Source organism: Pseudomonas baltica, assembly GCF_031880315.1.
GTDB lineage: Bacteria > Pseudomonadota > Gammaproteobacteria > Pseudomonadales > Pseudomonadaceae > Aquipseudomonas.
In genome coordinates this window covers 2,560,904-2,578,469 of the sequence record NZ_CP134771.1, presented here as the reverse complement: position 1 = coordinate 2,578,469, position 17,566 = coordinate 2,560,904, and the positions used below count along the sequence as shown (strand labels likewise).

Genomic DNA, 17,566 nt, shown 5'->3' with positions numbered 1-17,566 from the left:
TTATTCCTTTGCTCAACGGGCCAGGCCTTTTTCCAGCCAAAGCCGGCTGGCCAACGTGACCAGGCCGTCGAGAATCAACGCCAGCAGGGCCGTGCACACGGCGCCCAATAGCAGCTGCGCATGATTGTTCAGGGCGATGCCGGGGAAAATCAGGCTGCCCAGGCTGTTGGCGCCGATCAAAAACGACAGCGGTGCGGTGCCGACGTTGATCGCCAGCGCCACGCGCACGCCACCGATGATGATCGGCACGGCATTGGGCAGTTCGACCTGGAACAGCACCTGACGCGGGGTCATGCCGATGCCGACGGCAGCTTCCTTGAGTGAGCCCTGAACGTTTTTCAGTCCCTCATACGTGTTGCGCACGATGGGCAGCAAGGAGGCCAGGAACAACGCGAAGATCGCCGGACCACTGCCGATGCCCAGGATGCCCAGAGCGATGGCCAGTACGGCCAGGGGCGGCACGGTGTTGCCGATGTTGAATATCTGCATGAACCGCTCGGCGCGCCCGACCATGCTCGGGCGGCTGAGCGCGATACCGGCAGGGATACCGACCACCAGCGCGGCCAGCATCGAGGCCAGTACCAGCAGCAGGTGGGCTTGCAGATAGAACCAAAGATCGTCTTGGTATTGCTTGAGGGTATCGATGCCGATCCAGTAGACCAGCAGGGCGAGGATCACGACCGCAGCCGCACATCCCGTCAGCCCTTTGCCATAGCCTTTAGCCACAGAGGAGCTCCTTTTTTTCAGTCGGCGCACGGGGTGTCTGTGGCGCCAGCCTGCTTGGAGGACCGACACCCGATACGCGAGAAGCAGTTCGCTGCAGCGCCCGCTGTAGAGGGGCTGTAGAGGAACCATGAGCGCAACCTGCCGCAGCTAACGTATTGATTCTGAAAGCCCTGCGGGTTGCTCGACTCGGGGAGTGGACGTGCGCGGGGCAGAAAAGGTTCCCCGTGAGTTGGCATTTGGCCATGTATCGGCAGTGCGTGAAATTTTGAGATGCCAGTGTTCCCACCCTGTCGAGAAGGAAATTCCTCCCTCTCAAATCGGCCAAGACCAAGGGGTAGGGATGCCGAACGCTGTCTAAAAATAAATCACTTAAGGGGATCTTCCTCAGAAGGTGGATTTGTCACTGGCAAGTCGAAATTTGCGATGAGTTCATCCCCTGCCGCCGAAGCCCCGAGCAAGGAAGGCCGGTGCTGTTCGAACGGGATAGCGGATAGCTACTATCTCAGGCGTTTGACGCTATTTTCACTTCTAAATGATGTGTAACAAACAGTTTCAGGCCCAGACTGCAGCGCGCCTGCAGTACTCGAGCCTCATTGCCATAACGTGAGGTGCCGTTTCTTTCCGCAGTGGACCCCTCATGTCAGCCACCTTCTCGCGTCCCACGTCACGTCCGTTAAATTACTGGATCTGCCTGGGCATTCCAGCCGTCATCGCCATCGCGCTATGCCTGCTGGAACTGACCAACATCGATATGGACATCGAGAAGCTCTTCTACAGCACCGTCGACCATGCATTCATTGGCCGGCACAGCCATTGGCTGGAAGACATCCTGCACGACCGAGCCAAGCAGTTGGTGATTGCCATCGGCGTATTTGGCGCGCTGGGCTATTTTGCCAGCTTCAAGGTCAAGCGCTTGATGCCGATCCGCAAGGAGCTGGCCTGCCTGGTCGTCGCCATGACCCTGGCCACCAGCTACACCCCGCCGCTGAAAACCGTGACGGGTGTGCAATGCCCCTGGGATGTGACCGAGTTCGGCGGCAAGGAAACCTACAGCAAACTGTTCGAGCACCGTCCGGTCGCTATCGAAGCTGGGCGCTGCTGGCCGGGCGGGCATGCCGCCACCGGTTTTGCTCTGTTCGCGCTGTTTTTCGTGCTGCGAGACCGTCGTCCGCGCATGGCCCGTGCTGGCCTGCTGTTCGCGTTTGGTCTGGGGACGCTGTTCTCGGTGGTGCGGATGATTCAGGGTGCTCACTTTTTGTCGCACAACGTCTGGGCAGCGATTTTCTGCTGGTTGATCTGCCTCGCGACCTACCGCGTGATGCTCTACCGTCCGCATCCCGCCGTGCAGAAAGCACCTAAGGTAGCCTTGGCGACGGCTTGAGAATGGGGCGACCGGCGAGTTGGCCTCATGGTTTCAGCTCGCCCCCCTTTAGGCTATAATCTGCGCCCTTTTTTGAATCACCTCGCAGGCGATCTCTCATGACCCAACAGGCCGCCGAAGTCGCGAAACGCCGCACCTTCGCCATTATTTCCCACCCGGACGCCGGTAAGACCACCATCACCGAGAAACTCTTGCTGATGGGCAAGGCCATTGCCATCGCCGGTACGGTGAAGTCGCGCAAGTCCGACCGGCACGCTACGTCTGACTGGATGGAAATGGAGAAGCAGCGCGGGATTTCCATCACCACCTCGGTGATGCAGTTCCCCTATCGCGAGCACATGATCAACCTGCTCGACACCCCGGGTCACGAAGACTTCTCGGAAGACACCTACCGCACCTTGACCGCAGTGGACTCGGCGCTGATGGTGCTCGACGGCGGTAAAGGCGTCGAGCCGCGCACCATCGCCTTGATGGACGTCTGCCGCCTGCGCGATACGCCCATCGTCAGCTTCATCAACAAGCTCGACCGCGATATCCGCGACCCGATCGAACTGCTCGACGAGATCGAAGCCGTCCTCAAGATCAAGGCCGCGCCGATCACCTGGCCGATTGGTTGCTACCGCGACTTCAAGGGCGTGTACCACCTGGCCGATGACTACATCATCGTCTACACCCCGGGGCACGGTCACGAGCGCACCGAAACCAAGATCATCGAGAAGCTCGATTCCGATGAGGCCCGCGCGCATCTGGGCGACGAGTACGATCGCTTCGTCGACCAGTTGGAGCTGGTTCAGGGCGCCTGCCACGAATTCAACCAGGACGAGTTCATGAACGGCCAGCTGACGCCGGTGTTCTTTGGCACCGCGCTGGGCAACTTCGGTGTCGATCACGTGCTCGATGCCGTGGTGAACTGGGCGCCGCGCCCGCTGGCTCGCGTCGCCAACGAGCGGACGGTCGAGCCGGTCGAAGAGAAATTCACCGGCTTTGTGTTCAAGATCCAGGCGAACATGGACCCTAAGCACCGTGACCGCATCGCCTTCATGCGCATCTGTTCGGGCAAGTACGACCAGGGCATGAAGATGCGCCACGTGCGCACCGGCAAGGACGTGCGCATCGGCGACGCGTTGACGTTCTTCTCGTCCGAGCGCGAGCAACTGGTCGAGGCCTGGGCCGGCGACATCATCGGCCTGCACAACCACGGCACCATCCAGATCGGCGACACCTTCACCGAAGGCGAGGCGCTGGGCTTCACCGGTATCCCGCACTTCGCCCCAGAGCTGTTCCGCCGCGTGCGCCTGAAAGATCCGCTCAAGTCCAAGCAGCTGCGTCAGGGCCTGCAGCAGCTGGCCGAGGAGGGCGCCACTCAGGTGTTCTTCCCGACCCGCAGCAACGACATCATTCTCGGCGCCGTGGGTGTGCTGCAGTTCGATGTGGTCGCCAGCCGCTTGAAGGAAGAGTACAAGGTCGAATGCGCCTACGAGCCGATCACCGTGTACTCGGCGCGCTGGATCGAATGCGGGGACAAGAAGAAACTCGAGGAATTCGAGAACAAGGCGGTGGAAAACCTCGCGGTCGACGGCGGCGGCCACCTGACCTACCTGGCCCCGACACGGGTCAATCTGGCGCTGATGGAAGAGCGCTGGCCGGATGTGAAATTCCGCGCGACGCGGGAACATCACTGATAGAAAAAGCAGCCTTCGGGCTGCTTTTTCTATGGGGGGATTTACGGCGAAGGGGCCCCAGTGGAGCAACGAGTTGCCGATGGCCGTCGGCCTGATCGCGGCAGGCCTTGGTATCACCCTGGTGCCGGAGTCTGGTGCCGGTGCGCATTCTGCACCGCGATGATATTCGCGAGGTGAGCCTGCAGGAAGCCAACGTGACGTTGCCGATCATCCTCAGCCACCGCGCCGGGGCTGTCTCGGCAAGCTTGCAGCATCATCTGCGGTTGATCGAGACATTGCGTGCCCACCCCTCGACATGATCATCGGCTGCCGGGGTGATGAGGGGAGTCGGCAGGAATGTTTTATTGTCCAAATCTGGCTTCAGCACAATCCACGTAGGGATAAGGTATTCTATGCCACTTTCCCGGCGTCAACCAAAAGGCGTCGCGCGGTTTCCTACCCGCCATTGATAAGGTGACGTTCCGTCGAGAGGCCCTTGATGTCAGCTGCCAGACAAAAACTTCTAACGACCGCCCTGGAACTCTTTCTTGATGAAGGGCTGCAGAATGTCGGCATCGATCGCCTCATCAAGGTGTCCGGTGTCAGCAAGATGACGCTGTACAAATACTTCCCCTCCCGCGACAACCTCATCGTCAACGTGCTGGCCTTGTATCATGAACAAATCGTCAGCGAAGTGATGCAGTGCGTTGCCGATGCGCCACCGGTGCTGGAGGTGCGTTTTGCACTGCTGCTGGACTGGTACAGAGCCAGGTTCGTCGAGCCCGTCTCGCGTACCTGTCTGTTCGTGATCGCCGCCAGTGCCTACCCCGATCCTGCCGATCCGGTGCATCAGATGTGCCTGCGTCACAAGCGTACCTTGGTTGATCTGTTTGCCGCGATGCTGGCCAATCTTGGCTACGCCGACGCACCTTGCCTGGCACTGCAATGCCTGATGCTGTTCGAGGGGGCGCGTAATCTGGCGTTCATCGGCGTGTCCGGCCAGCCGCTGGATGCCGCGACTCAGGCCATGCTGGTACTGTTGCACCAGCACCCGCCGGGGGCCGCCCAAAGCCTCAGCGTGGCCAGCCGCTAGAAGCGATACTCGGCTTGCGTGTAGACCGTCTGGTCGTCACGCAACTGGCCGAAGAAGGTGAGCTTCGGGCCATAGTAGTAGTCCATCCCGGCAGTCAGCTTGATGTTATCGGTCAGGGCATAGTCGGCTTTGAGGCGGGCGATGCCGCTGCCCGAGGTTTGCTGCGCCACACCGCTGAATTCCACCCTGAGCAGCTCATTGAACCAGGTATCGGCCAGGCGCCAGGTGAAGCCTGCCTGGTCCCTTGACGTCTGGCCGCTGGTGGCCGCCTGGCGCAGCGCCACTTCACGCTCGAACCCGGGGGCCAGGTCATGGGCGTCGGCGTAGTCGAATACATGGGTGTAGGTCAACTGCAGCCCCAGCGTCGCGGTATCGAAGAGACGCCATTCGCCGCCCCCCACGAACCACAACTGGTTTTTCTTGTGCCTGAAATCATCGGAGCCACTGCTTTGGGTCTCAGACAGGGCAGTTTCGGCGCGCCAGATGGTGCCGCCTTGCGTCATGCTCATGTCTGCCCCCCAGAACCGCGTGCGCTGGGCCTTGACCTTGACCGTCGCACCGGTGCTGGTCAGCATTCCCGGCACCAGATCGGGCATGGGGTCGACGCCATCGAAGTAGGACACGGAGCCATCGATGTTATCGCCGCTCATGTCCCATTTCAGTGCCCACTGCGATTGATCGGGCTGCTGCACGTCGTAGCTGACATTGGCCAGCCGGGTCAGTGGGATAGTGTGAGCCGCCGCTTGCGGGAACCATAGGGCGGTCAGGGTCCCCATTTCCCATTCATAGCTCAGATTCAGCGCGGTGTTGCCATAACGCTGGTCGCCATCCACGGGGGTCAGCAGCGTAAAGTCTCGTGGCGACAGATTATCCGTGGGGTTGAGGCCGTCGGCCCGCCCCCAGACGATGATCTGCCGCCCGGCCTTGATGCTCAGATTACCCACGTCGTCGCGCCAATAAGCCTCGCGTACCAGGCCGTGGCGCGGCGCGCTGGTGTTCTGGACATTGGCCCAGGCATCGAAGATGCCTTGGCCGGCAGACTCGGTATCGAGTCGCGTGCGGATGCCCGCGGTGCCCGTGACGATGTCACTCTGCGAGGTGAGGGAGCGATCGCCGCTCCACTCGCCACCGCGCAATGTCAGCGCGTTATCGACCTCTACATTCGCCATGGCCAGCACTGGTACGGTACTCAGCAACAGCGCAGCCAGAGGCCTCATCGGTCCAGTGCCTGTGGTTTGAAGAGCTGATCCGCCACCCCCTGATCCGCCACGAAGTGCTCGAAGCGGATCGTGGTCTTGTGCCCCGTTTGCAGGTTTTCGGCCTCGGAGTTCATGGGCTGCCACTTGCCATGGTTGCCGACCGGCTGCAGTTGGTTGGCGACGATGCGCTTGATCGGCTGCCCATTGAGGTCAGCGAACTCCACTTTTACCGCCACGAAGTTGTCGGCCCGCACCCAGCTCTGCATCTTCGAATAGCCGGTGTCCTTACCGACTTTTTCGGTCTTTGGCGTCGATTCGATCACATAGGCTTGAGTGCCATCGGGCAGCGCCTCCATGCGCACCAGGCGCTGCTGCCATTGCGCCGGATTGTGGCCGATGATGTCGCCGTAGCTGAAGTCGGTGCCAACGAAGCTGTCGCGCTTGTTGGACGCCGAGAGCCGGCGCACCTTGCTTAGTGCCGGCAGGTACACCCACATGTCGTCGTCGGCGCCACTGTGTTCCACCAGCAGCGTCGCGGTACCCTTGATGTCAGGGGGGGAGACGAACTTCACATAACGGGAATTATCATCGCTGCCGTCGCCTTGCAGGCGCGTGGCGCCTTCGGTCTTGCGGACTCGCTGTTCGCCGTTAGCGTTGGTGAGGGTAAAGGTGGCGTCGGTGGAAGAGTCCAGCACCTTGGTGCTCACGAAGCTGTTCTGCATGACTTGTTCGGGGCTCAAGGTGGCGGCCTTTGCCGAGGGCGTATTGCCTGCCAACAACGCGACGCCCAGCAGCACCAGGCCCGCGTTCAACTGAGTGGCGTACTGCGTTCTGCCCTTGAAGATGAAAGCCGGCTTGAACGCCAGGGCCAGGGCCGGTACCAGCGTCAACGACGCGCAGACGCTGACGAGCATGGCGATGACGATGAACATCGACAACCACAGATGCACGTTGTAGCCCAATGACAGCGATAATACCCCGTAACCCCCCGCCACCGCCGTGGCGACGAACAGCGATGCCTTGCCAGCGGTGGCCAGGGTGTTGCGCACGGCGGCGGCGGGCTCTTCGCCACTTCGCACTTGCTCGCGCAGGCGGTAGAGAATGTAGATCGCATAGTCCGCGCCGATGCCGACTGCCATGGCGGAAATCAACGAATTGGGGATGTTGAGGGGAATGTGCAGCAGCCCCATGATGCCGAATACCGCCACCACCGATAATGCCAGTGGCGTAAGGACGATGAGACCGGCGAAGGCCGAACGGAACACCAGCGCCGAGATCAGGAAGATCGCCAGGCCGACCTGAACGATGTTGCGGATCTTGCCATTGACCAGGGTATCGGTGAGCGCCACGGTCTGCGCCACATCACCGCCGAAGCTGACTTTGACATCGGCAGGGAAGGTACGGTCGGCTTCGCTCTGCAACGCGTCTAGGAGTTTCTTGACCACGGCATTGTTGCCGGTCTTGAGCAACAGGGTCACCTTGGCGCGCCGGTAGCTGTAATCCACGTACGAATCGAAATCCCCCGGCTCGCCTGACATCGAGTACAGCAACAGGTACTGGGAGATGAGGTTTTCACTGGTGGGCACGGTGCTGAAGGCGCGGTCATCGGCGTGCATGGCCTGGTTCATGCGGCGGACGAAGTCGACGATCGACAGGGTCTTGCCGACTTCCGGCCGGGTTTGGGCGAAGTGCTGCAGATTGGCGATGGCCGTCAGTACGTCGGGGCGCTTGATGGCATCAGGCGCCTGGCCCTCGACCATCACATACAGGCTGTTGGTGCCGCCGAGCTGCTGATTGAGGAACGCATCGTCCTTCTGGATATCGAGGTTGGCGGAGAAGAAGTTCTTGGTGGCGTTGTCGATCACCACGTTCTGCATCGCCAGTACCAGGCCGACAGTCGCCAGGAAATAGAGGACGAACATCGATTTGCGTCGGGTCGGATCAATCACCCAGCGTGCGGCTGCGGCAGGAATGCGATCCCATATACGCTGCTCTTGTTCCAGACGCAGGGCTTTATCGCCCGGCGGCTTGAGCAGGGAGCGGATGGCCGGGATGAACGTCATCTCAAGCAGCATGGCGCTGAGGATGCCGACACCGGTAAAGATCCCGAAAGCACGGATGGTGGCAATATCGAAAACCAGCAACGAGAAGAAACCAATGGCGGCGATGCTCCCCGCAATCAGCATGACCGGGCCGACGCCTACCATGGAGTTGACCACGGCCTGGCGATTGGCGGCGTCGGGGCTGAGCTCGCCGGTCTGCCGCAAGCGCGCGTATTCCTCGTAGTAGCGCTTGAGGAGCTGCACCGCGTGTCCGGCCGCCACAGCGAGGATCAGGATGGGTGTGGGGGAGTTGAAGATGTCCATCGACTGGCCCAGTACGCCCATGAAGCCGGTGCCCCACATTACCGCCATCAGTGCGGTCACCAAGGGCAGGATCAGGCCCTGCTTGGTCCGGAAGGCTTCGAAGTGCAGCAGGCCGATGACCAGGATGGCGATCGGGAAGAGAATGTTGATGCGGTTGGCGAACTGCTCGGTTTTTTCCAGATAGACCGGATTGCCCCCATAGGTGATGGTGTAGTCATCCGACTGGAAAGCATCGACCACCTTGTGAATCGGCGCCACCATGTTGCTGAAACCATCCGAGCGCTCCTTGAGCTCGACCAGGATCGCGGCGGTACGGCCATCGGCCGAGATCACCGCGTTCTGATAGACCGGGTTGTCGGCCAGGGTCTTGCGCAGCGCAGCGTAGTCGACTGGCTCGCCGGGTTCTCCCAGCAGTTGGCGTGCCTCCATGCCCTCGGCCGTGCCCTCGATGCCCTTGGCCTGATGACTGCCCAGGCTCAGCAACGTGGAGCGCACCACGCCGGGCGTAGCGTCCAGCTGGCGGGTGATCGCGCTGACGGTCTCGAGCACGTGGGGTTGATAGATATCGCCCTGCTTGGGTGTGATGCCAATGAGCATCAGGTATTTGGAGCCGAAGATTTTTTCGACCTGGTTGGTCGATTTGATCAACGGATGGCCCTGAGGGGCGAGGGTAGCAGGGTCGATGATGACCTTCAGGCCGGCTCCGAAGCTTCCCAGCACGGCGGTGATTGCCACTGTCAGGATGATCACCCAGAGCCGATAGCGGATGATGAAGTGGGCGTACTTATTCATGGATCAACTCCTTGGAAGTCGCTGGGTCGACGTGTCGAAGCAGGGTTGCCAGCTTCGCGAAGTCCTTTTCGATCTGGGAAACCAGAACCTTTTTTAATAATGAAACCGGCACGATGCCGAAAAATCTGCCGGGCTCGACATCGAACTGCCAATGCAGGCGCGTGCCGTCCTCGGCTTCTTCGAAGCGATACAGGCCTTCGTATTCAAATGACCCCTGCAGCACTTTGAAGCCATACCTCGCGGGGGCCTCGACGCAGGTGATCTGGCATTCGAAGTTCATGCGTCGGCCAAGAAAACTGAACACGATCGCATACCGACTCCCCACCTCGGTGCTGTCCTGAAGCAGGCGTGCTTCTACGCACGAGGCCTGCCAGTGCAGGTCGTTGGCCGGGTTGCTGAGATAGTCGAATAATCGCGAGCGGGGCACGTCCAGCGTGCAGCTGTATTCAGCGCGAATCATGATTCAGGCTCCAGCACATAGGTATTCAGGAAGTGCAGATTGAGTTGCTCGGCAACGGCGTGGACTTGCGGGGCATACATGATGCTGTTGTGGTCCCCGGCCAGCGCGACAGTGGTGAGGGGGCCGTGCGCGAGTTGCTCCCACCCAAGACGTGGGCCGTAGTCGGCCTCCTCGTCGCGGGCCAGCAACAGCAGTAAGGCTTTTGCGCTGGGCGGCGGGAAGTACAACTGCAGGGCGATGCCGTTGGCCAGGTAGGTTTCGAAGTAACGGGCCAGTTGCGCACCGTCGGCTTGCTCGCTCAAGACGCCGAGGCGCTTGCCTTCGACCAGCACGTGATCGAAGGCCAGGTCGCTCTCCAGCGCGCGCAGGCGAGCAGGCTCGATGTTCCAGCGTTTGCCATGGGGCGTTGCCAGGTCGCGGGCGAACCACGACAGCAAGGTCGAATCATCGGCGTCGTCGGGTACGTTGGCGGCGATCGGCGCCCGTGTATCGATCAGGAACGTGCCCTGCACGGTCTCACCCATGGCTTCGAGTTGCAGCCCGATTTCATAGGCAATCGCGCCACCGAAGCACCAGCCGCCGAGCAGGTAGGGGCCCTGAGGTTGGACCTGTCGGATCTCGTGCAAGTAACCGGTGGCCATGGCCTCAATCGTCACCTCCACGGCCTCGGCGTCTTCAAGCCCAGGGGATTGCAACGCCAGAATCGGCCGCGTACCCGCCAGATGGCGGCTCAGCTCGCGGTAGCTGAGCACATTGCCGCCAATCGGGTGGAACAACCAGATTGGCACGCCTTGGCCTTTACGCAGGGTGATGATATTGCCCCGATCAGGATTGCCTCCCTCGCGGATGCGCTGGGCCAGGCTGGCGACGCTGGGGTTGTCCAGTAGCTCGCCGACGCTCAGCGTGGCGTGCAGGTCTTTTTTCACCAGGCCGAGTAGCTCGACCGCGAGCAGCGAATGGCCGCCGAGTTCGAAAAAATCGTCTTCGATGCACAGCGTGGTGCGACGCAATACCTTCTGGAACAGCGCTGACAGCTGCCGTTCCAGTTCGTCCCGCGGGGCGATGACGGACTGACGTTCGGCCTGTGCCCCACGTGAGGGTGCAGGCAGGCGCTGGCGGTCGATCTTGGCATTAGGTGTGAGCGGCAGCGCGCTCAGGAAAATGAACTCGCCGGGCACCATGTAGGTTGGGAGTTGGCCTTTGAGGTGCTGCTTGAGGCTTGCGGCAGTGGGCGGGTTGTCCATACGGGGTATCACGTAGGCCACGAGGACACTACCCAGGTCGTCGCTGAACACGGTCGCGATGGCTTGTTCGATGCCATCCACCGCCAATAGACAGGCCTGGACCTCTTCGAGCTCTATGCGGTAGCCACGCAGCTTGACCTGAAAATCCAGGCGGCCCAGGTGTTCGAGTTGCTGGCGGCTGTTCCAACGCACCTGATCGCCGGTGCGATACCATCGTCCGGGTGCTGCGAGCAGGTCGTCGCGGAATTTCTCCGCGCTCAGCTCCGGGCGTTGCCAATAACCTTTGGCCAGCCCCAGGCCGCCGATCCACAGCTCACCGAGCATTCCGGGTGGCAGCACGCGCCGGTGCTCGTCGAGCACTAGAAAGTCCGTATTGCAGATCGGCTGGCCCAGGCTTGCCGGGCACCCAGCCTGTAGCCTTGCCAAAGATGACCAGATGGTCGTCTCGGTTGGCCCATAGAGGTTCCAGGCGTCGGCGCAGCGGCTCAGAAGACGTTCGGCCAGTGGTTGCGGCAGCGGGTCACCGCCGCACAGTGCCGTTACGGCCCGCAGGCTCTGGGGGGCGGCCTGATCGAGCAGCATTTGCCAGGTCGCGGGCGTCGCCTGCATCGCGTTGATGGTGTGGTGCTCTATCAGCTCGGCCAGCAGCGCGCCATCGCGAGTGCTTGGGTAGTCAGCGATGTGGCTCAGGCCACCTGCCAGCAACGGCAGGAAAAGCTCCAGCACACTGATGTCGAACGACGGTGTCGTGACTGCCAGCAATCGGGTTGCCGGATTGAAATCCAGGTGGTCCTGCATGCCGAGCATGAAGTTGATCAGTGCCTGCTGACCGACTTCGACGCCCTTGGGTTTACCGGTAGAACCCGAGGTATAGAGGATGTAGGCCGTCGCATCGACCGCCGACGGCATCGGCAGCGCCTCATGCAGCGTGCTGCCGAGCGTGTGGAGGTACAAGCGCGGCAGGGCGCTCGGGAAGTCATCGAGCTCGGGGCTGGTAATGACCATGCGCAGTTGCGCATCTTCGGCGATATAGGTCAGACGGTCCTGTGGAAAGTGCGGGTCCAACGGGACATAGCAGGCGCCCAGACGCCAGATACCGAGGATCGTCGTGGTCAGTTCGGTGCCACGTTCGAGTTTGAATCCGACCCGGTCGCCGGCCACTACACCCCCCGCACGCAGCGCTTGGGCGATCTGCTCGCTGCGTTGCCACAGGCGAGCGTAGCTCAAGCTCTGGTGTTCGTCGGCGACCGCCATGCTGTCGGGGCGCACGCGCACGTGGTGGGCGATATGCTGCAATACGCTCTGGTCACGCAGCATCAGCGCTTGTCCTCGGCCTGCAGCGCGCCATTGCCGTTGTTGCTCGCTGTCACCCTGAGTCAGCGTATCAATGGGCCGCTGCGGCTCGGCCAGCAGGCGCTCGGCCAAGGTGATTAGAAACTCGCCCATGCGCTGAACAGTGCTGGCGTCGAACAGTTGCGGGTTGTATTTAAAGATCGCGTCGTAGGCGCCGTCAGTTTCGCCACCCATTTCCAGCATCAGGTCGAGCTGGCCCTCCTGTTGCGGGACATGGAAGCTGCCCAGTTGCAGGTGCTCACCGATCTGCATCGCCGCGCTGTCACCCTGGCTGTAAAATTCGGCGAAGTCAGCGAGACCGGGCAGGCGCTCCCACGAAAACCCCAATTGCGCGATGGCCGTGTAGCTGTTGTCGCGTTTGGGAGCCAAGGCCTCGACCAGCTTGGAGAACGGCATGGCTTGATGGCGAATGGCATCGGTGACGGTGGCCTTGACCTGCTCTACCCGTTCGCTGAAAGACTGCGTGCTCGGTGTGTGGATGCGCAGGCACAGGGTGTTGACGAACTGCCCAAGGGTATTGCGCACTCGCCGAGAGGCGCGGTTAGCCACGGGGGTACTGATGACGACCTCGCTGGCGGCAGACCAGTAGCCGAGGAAGGTGGCGTAGATCGCCAGCATCATCATATAAGGCGTGGCGTGCAGTTCGCGCGCGCGGGCCCGGAGGGCTTCGCTGCTGGAGGCGCTGAGCCCGAAGGTATGGGAGGCACCCTGAAACTGCTGCTTGGCGGGCCGCGGGTGGTCGAGGGGCAAGTCATGGAGTTCAGGTGCACCGCGCAGCTGAGCGAGCCAATAGCGGGTTAGTTGCTCCAGGCGTTCATCATCGAGTGCCGTGCGGGCGTAGTCGGGGAAGGCGTTGGCCTGCTCCAGGCTCCAGATCGAATGCTGACCTTGCAGGCGCGTCAGGGCCTCTTTGAGCAGCAGGCCCATCGACCAGAAGTCAAAGGCGATATGGTGCATCACCAACACCAGCAGGTATTGGTCCTCGCTCATCCGATACAGATGCACACGCCACAGCCCCGGATTGCCGAGATCGAAGGGCGCTCGGCTGTCGAGTCGCGCCAGTTCGCGCAGGGCGTGATGGTCGAGGTGGCGGACGTCGCTATGGAGGATTTTGGCGTCGAGGGTCTCGACGACACGTTGTTGTACGCCTTGTGGGCTGGCGACCAGCGCTGAACGCAACAATGGGTAGTCGGCGGTCATCTGCGTGACGAAATCGGTGTCTGGCCACCGGCCGTTCAAGGTACGCACGGTGCAGCTGAACAGCAGATTGTAGGCACCTATCTCGGGGTCGAGTTGTTGCAGATACCAGAGCCCTTTCTGTTCGGCCGAGATCGGCCAGGCGGCTAAAGGCTCATCCGGGTGTTCCCCGGCCGCCAGGCTCACGCGGCGTCTCCTGCGCGGGCGGTCATGATGCCGTACAGGTAGTTGGCCAGCGCATCGATGCTTGGATAGTCCCAGAGCAGGGTCGAAGGCAACTCGATGCCCAGCTCGTCTTCAAGATCGCCGGCGATGGTCAGGGCGGTGATGGAGTCAAGGCCGTATTCGGCCAGGTTGCGATCCGTGGCGACGCTGCCGTCGCTCAAACGCATTTCGCGCTCGACCATGCTGCCCAATTTGCCGCGGTAGTGGTCCAGATCAAACAGTGCGCTGTTCATCGAGGTTTTCCTTTTCCAGATCGAAGCCATAGTTGCGTTCCGCTTCACCTGCAGCGGCCAAGGGCCAGCGCATCAGGGAGAACATTTCGTTGTGTTGTCGTTGCTCGTCCATCTGAGCAAACAGCGCGCTGGTCAGGGCCGGATCGAGGGTGCCAGGGGCGAATTCGGCTGAAAGCCCGCGCTGCAGTACCGCGCTGAGCCACAGTCCACTCTTGAAGGCACTGCCGAATTTTTCCCGGTTGAACAGCCAGATACCCATGCACGCGGCCACCCCGAATACCGCGCAATAACGCTGCGCCTGAGCCAGGCGCCTTGCGCTGTTGCGCCCGGAGCGCACGCTGCTTTGGCGGATCTGCGCCTTGAGGTGTTCGACATCGGCAAGAAACCTGCGGGCACCGGTCTTGATGTTTTGCAAGGTCTGGGCGGTGCAGCTCTCGTCGGCGTTGAGTAGGTCAAGCTGCTCGATCAACTGGGCAACCGAGCCGAGCAATGGGTCGCCTTGGCGGGAAAAGAGTTTGAGGCGCGAGTAATCGAGGTCCGGCATGGCCGACTCGAGATCGAACAGGACATGCAGGCAGCCTTCTTCAGGCTTGGGGGCGTCCTCGCGGGTGAGGGTATCAAGCAAGGTGGCAAGGCTGTCGAGGCACACCACGCTGCTGCCATCGAAAATTGAAACCACCGCGCCGTCGCGCATGAATTTCTGGAAAATGCCGACGCCTTGCTGATCGCGCATGTAAAAACGCGCACCGAGTACGCTGGCGAGCTGCTGGCAGGAGAAATCCACCAGATGGCAGACCTCGACCTTGGCGATCGATGACCAAGATGAATACAGCTCGGGGCATACGTGCAGGCCACGGGCCGAGACGATCGACACGCATTCGGCGATCAGTTGCGAGACGTAGGTGTTGGCCAGAACATCCTGAACGTGCGGCAGGCGACTGATCGCATCGCCATACAGCCGGCGGCGCGACGCATAGTCGGCCACTAGCCGCAATGCGGTATCGCCAACGCCCAGGGACAGTGCAGTACAGAAGGTGCGGGTAACCTGAAACCCCTTGAGCGCCAGTTCCAGTCCGTGGCCCTGTTCACCGACCCGGCAACTCGCGGGGATGACACAGTCGCGAAAGCCGATACCGCTGATGTCGCAACCCTTGAGGCCGTGCGTCTTGACCCGCGGAAGGTGGTAATAGCGCCGACTCAGTTGGTCCTTGCGCACGATGAACAACGAATGGTTACGCATATGCACGCCGTCGTCGGTCCGCGCCAGCAGCACCAGGAAGTCGGAACGGATGGCTCGGTTGATCGGCCATTTCTCGCCGTTCAGGGTGTAGGTGCCGTCGGCGTTGAGGCGTGCGCTCAACTGGTTGGAAGTCAGGTCGGCGCCATGCTCGGATTCCGAATACGCCAGGCACGGAAAGCTGCCATGGCTGATGATCCAGCGGGCGATCTCGCGCTTCTGGTCGTCGCTGCCACCCAACCACCCGAGCGTGCTCCAGAGCATTGTGCTGTAGGCCACGGCCACGGACATGTTGCGCCGGGCCAGCACCCGGCCCATGGCGACGAAGGTCTCGCAATTGCGAAAGGTGCCGCCATAGGTGTGTGGCACGTAGCTTTTATTGAATCCCAGCGCGTTGAGGGCCGTTACCTGGGCCTCGGGGAACGCATCTTCCTCGTCCATGCTAAGCGCCTGGGCGTAGGACAATGAGTTGTCGGGCAGCCATGGGTCGCCAAGCGACTGCTCCATCCATACCGCTTCAAAATACTGTGCAGGGATCATTGTGCTGTCTCCATGCTCAGCGGCCGTAGCTCGCCGCGCAGCAGTTGCTCGCGGGTACGACCACGCTGGATCTTGCCGCTTGAGGTCTTGGCGACTTGATTGATAGCGACGAACGTCAGTTGCTCGACCCGCAGCTGATGATGTCGCGAAACCTGCGCGATCAATGTGTCGCGCACCGCATTGAGGTCCAGCTCACTCCAGCCGCGTTCGAGCTCGACCACCAAAGCCAGCGCCTCCTCGCCGTGGCGGTCGATGGCGAAGGCGGCGACGCCATTGGCACGAACGGCGCTGTGGGAGGCCACGACCGTCGATTCGATGTCGCTGGGATAGTGGTTGTGGCCCGCAACGATGATCAGGTCCTTGATGCGGCCGGTCACGTAGACCTGATGATCGACGATGGCACCCAGGTCACCCGTGCGTAGCCAGTGGTGCTCACCGCCGTCCAGCGTCACGAAGAAGGTTTCGCGTGTGGCCTCGGCGTTGTTCCAGTACCCATCGGCGACCATGGGCCCGGCGACCCAGAGCTCACCTACAAAACCATCGGCCAAGGGCTGCAGGGTCTCGGGATCGACCACGCAGAGGCTGGCGTCGCGATCGACAACACCGCTGCTGACGACATCGATCGTTTCGCTCCCACCCGCGACCAGGCGCCCTTGTGCCAGTTGTCGACGATCCGCCACGAGGTGCCGAAACGGCAGATGGGCCGGGGTCGAGGCGACCAGCAGCGTGGTTTCCGCCATGCCATAGCTTGGGGAGAACGCCGAGGCTCGAAAGCCCACGGGGCCGAAAGCCTCCTGGAAGGCATCCAGAGTCTGTTTGTTTACCGGCTCGGCACCGTTGACGGTCAGGCAGCCAGCTGGACAGGTCCAGTTGTGCCCGTTGCTCCGGCTTGATGCGGCGGGTGCACAGGTCATAGGCAAAGTTGGGTGCGGCGCTGACGGTACCTTTGAGCCGGGAGATCATTTCCAGCCAGCGTAGCGGGCGCTGAAGGAAGGCGGCCGGTGCCATGAGGTGTACGGGATAACCACGGTAGAGGGGTTGCAGGATGCTGCCGATCAGCCCCATGTCATGGTAAGGCGGTAGCCAGAACACCCCGATGTCATCCTCACGGGTGTCCATCGCGCGATGAATCATCTCCGAGTTCTTCAGCAAGTGGCGGTGTTGCAGGCGTACGCCTTTAGGAGCACCGGTCGAGCCGGAGGTGTACTGCAATACCGCCAGGGTCTGACTGCTCAGGCTTGGTGTGCGCCAGTTCTGGGCCGTTTGCGGTGCCACTTGATCGATGGCTACAAGGGCTATTTCGCCTTTGCCGCCGCTGCGCCACTCGCCGCGGTCGAGGTCGCTCAGCACGCTCGCGGTACTGAGCACCGCGCGTGCGCCGGCGTCCTGAAGAATCAAGCGTACCCGTTCATTGGACGAATTTTCGCGGGGTGAAAAGACCGGGACCGCAGTCACCCGCGCGTACCAGCAACCCAGCAGCGCGAGAATGTAGTGCGTGCCGGGTTGCAACAGGATCACCGCGCGTTCGCCGGCGCAATGGTGCTGTTGCAGTGTGGCGGCGATTGCTCGAGCGCCCAGATCGAGTTGGGCGTAGGTGAAAGATTGTGCCTGTTCGCTACTGCTCGCGAATGTCAGCGCAAGGCGATCAGGTGTAGCCCCGGCGCGCCAGCGCAGTAGATCGACGAAAGTGTCAAAGCGGTTGAAAAGCGCGTGCGCAGGGGCACTTTCCCCAATGCCAGAGCTGGAGACGTCCATTGTGATTAGCTCGCGAAAAGAAGGTCGCCGCAGTATACATACAAGTCTGTATATAGCAATACGGAGCCCATGCAACTCGGGCGGGCACCTTTGAGTGGGCGCCA

Annotated in this window: 12 protein-coding genes and 1 pseudogene; 4 read left to right on the top strand and 9 right to left on the bottom strand. The window is 61.5% G+C overall.

Going from position 1 to position 17,566, the window contains the following annotated elements; genetic code table 11:
• Nucleotides 1-12: 12 nt before the first annotated feature.
• Complete coding sequence (locus REH34_RS11370) at nucleotides 13-726, bottom strand: ABC transporter permease (RefSeq protein WP_226507387.1); 714 nt, start codon at nucleotides 724-726, stop codon at nucleotides 13-15.
• Nucleotides 727-1,363: 637 nt separating this feature from the next.
• On the opposite strand from REH34_RS11370, the gene REH34_RS11365 reads away from it, so the two are divergent.
• From REH34_RS11365 to REH34_RS11350, 4 genes are all read left to right on the top strand, one after another.
• Nucleotides 1,364-2,107 (top strand): phosphatase PAP2 family protein, encoded by a 744-nt coding sequence (locus REH34_RS11365; protein ID WP_311971681.1) that lies wholly within the window; start codon nucleotides 1,364-1,366, stop codon nucleotides 2,105-2,107.
• Nucleotides 2,108-2,205: 98 nt separating this feature from the next.
• The gene (locus REH34_RS11360) at nucleotides 2,206-3,789 is read left to right on the top strand and encodes a peptide chain release factor 3 (RefSeq protein ID WP_226507389.1); all 1,584 of its coding nucleotides are present in this window, start codon (nucleotides 2,206-2,208) and stop codon (nucleotides 3,787-3,789) included.
• 140 nt (nucleotides 3,790-3,929) lie between these two features.
• Nucleotides 3,930-4,088, top strand: coding sequence for a hypothetical protein (locus REH34_RS11355; protein WP_311971680.1), 159 nt, complete (start codon nucleotides 3,930-3,932; stop codon nucleotides 4,086-4,088).
• Between the two features lie 179 nt (nucleotides 4,089-4,267).
• Complete coding sequence (locus REH34_RS11350) at nucleotides 4,268-4,861, top strand: TetR/AcrR family transcriptional regulator (protein WP_226507390.1); 594 nt, start codon at nucleotides 4,268-4,270, stop codon at nucleotides 4,859-4,861.
• On the opposite strand, the gene REH34_RS11345 is transcribed toward REH34_RS11350, so the two are convergent.
• The 8 genes and pseudogenes from REH34_RS11345 to REH34_RS30190 all read right to left on the bottom strand — a co-directional run.
• Nucleotides 4,858-6,078 (bottom strand): hypothetical protein, encoded by a 1,221-nt coding sequence (locus REH34_RS11345; protein ID WP_311971679.1) that lies wholly within the window; start codon nucleotides 6,076-6,078, stop codon nucleotides 4,858-4,860. The two genes, REH34_RS11350 and REH34_RS11345, sit on opposite strands and share 4 nt — an antisense overlap.
• Nucleotides 6,075-9,218 carry an outer membrane lipoprotein-sorting protein gene (locus REH34_RS11340; RefSeq protein WP_311971678.1) on the bottom strand — a complete coding sequence of 1,048 codons (3,144 nt, stop codon included), beginning with the start codon at nucleotides 9,216-9,218 and terminating at the stop codon, nucleotides 6,075-6,077. Before REH34_RS11340 ends, REH34_RS11345 begins: the two co-directional genes overlap by 4 nt.
• Entirely contained in the window at nucleotides 9,211-9,678 is a 468-nt protein-coding gene (locus tag REH34_RS11335; protein WP_311971677.1) for an SRPBCC family protein, read from the bottom strand. Before REH34_RS11335 ends, REH34_RS11340 begins: the two co-directional genes overlap by 8 nt.
• Entirely contained in the window at nucleotides 9,675-13,658 is a 3,984-nt protein-coding gene (locus REH34_RS11330; protein ID WP_311971676.1) for an amino acid adenylation domain-containing protein, read from the bottom strand. Before REH34_RS11330 ends, REH34_RS11335 begins: the two co-directional genes overlap by 4 nt.
• A complete protein-coding gene (locus REH34_RS11325; protein WP_311971675.1) occupies nucleotides 13,655-13,930 on the bottom strand; it encodes an acyl carrier protein in 276 nt (91 codons plus the stop codon). The genes REH34_RS11330 and REH34_RS11325 overlap by 4 nt, the downstream gene beginning before the upstream one ends.
• Complete coding sequence (locus REH34_RS11320) at nucleotides 13,911-15,707, bottom strand: acyl-CoA dehydrogenase family protein (RefSeq protein WP_311971674.1); 1,797 nt, start codon at nucleotides 15,705-15,707, stop codon at nucleotides 13,911-13,913. Before REH34_RS11320 ends, REH34_RS11325 begins: the two co-directional genes overlap by 20 nt.
• The gene (locus REH34_RS11315; RefSeq protein WP_311971673.1) at nucleotides 15,704-16,621 is read right to left on the bottom strand and encodes an AMP-binding protein; all 918 of its coding nucleotides are present in this window, start codon (nucleotides 16,619-16,621) and stop codon (nucleotides 15,704-15,706) included. Before REH34_RS11315 ends, REH34_RS11320 begins: the two co-directional genes overlap by 4 nt.
• Nucleotides 16,575-17,462: pseudogene (locus REH34_RS30190) on the bottom strand (AMP-binding protein); the annotation flags it as partial. The pseudogene REH34_RS30190 and the gene REH34_RS11315, both read right to left, overlap by 47 nt.
• Nucleotides 17,463-17,566 lie beyond the last annotated feature (104 nt).

Excerpts from the sequence above, each read along its gene's own strand:
- REH34_RS11360 (WP_226507389.1), top strand. The coding sequence starts at position 2,206 with ATGACCCAACAGGCCGCCGAAGTCGCGAAACGCCGCACCTTCGCCATT.
- REH34_RS11340 (WP_311971678.1), bottom strand. The coding sequence starts at position 9,218 with ATGAATAAGTACGCCCACTTCATCATCCGCTATCGGCTCTGGGTGATC.
- REH34_RS11315 (WP_311971673.1), bottom strand. The coding sequence starts at position 16,621 with ATGACCTGTGCACCCGCCGCATCAAGCCGGAGCAACGGGCACAACTGG.
- REH34_RS11320 (WP_311971674.1), bottom strand. The coding sequence starts at position 15,707 with ATGATCCCTGCACAGTATTTTGAAGCGGTATGGATGGAGCAGTCGCTT.
- REH34_RS11335 (WP_311971677.1), bottom strand. The coding sequence starts at position 9,678 with ATGATTCGCGCTGAATACAGCTGCACGCTGGACGTGCCCCGCTCGCGA.
- REH34_RS11345 (WP_311971679.1), bottom strand. The coding sequence starts at position 6,078 with ATGAGGCCTCTGGCTGCGCTGTTGCTGAGTACCGTACCAGTGCTGGCC.
- REH34_RS11365 (WP_311971681.1), top strand. The coding sequence starts at position 1,364 with ATGTCAGCCACCTTCTCGCGTCCCACGTCACGTCCGTTAAATTACTGG.
- REH34_RS11350 (WP_226507390.1), top strand. The coding sequence starts at position 4,268 with ATGTCAGCTGCCAGACAAAAACTTCTAACGACCGCCCTGGAACTCTTT.
- REH34_RS11325 (WP_311971675.1), bottom strand. The coding sequence starts at position 13,930 with ATGAACAGCGCACTGTTTGATCTGGACCACTACCGCGGCAAATTGGGC.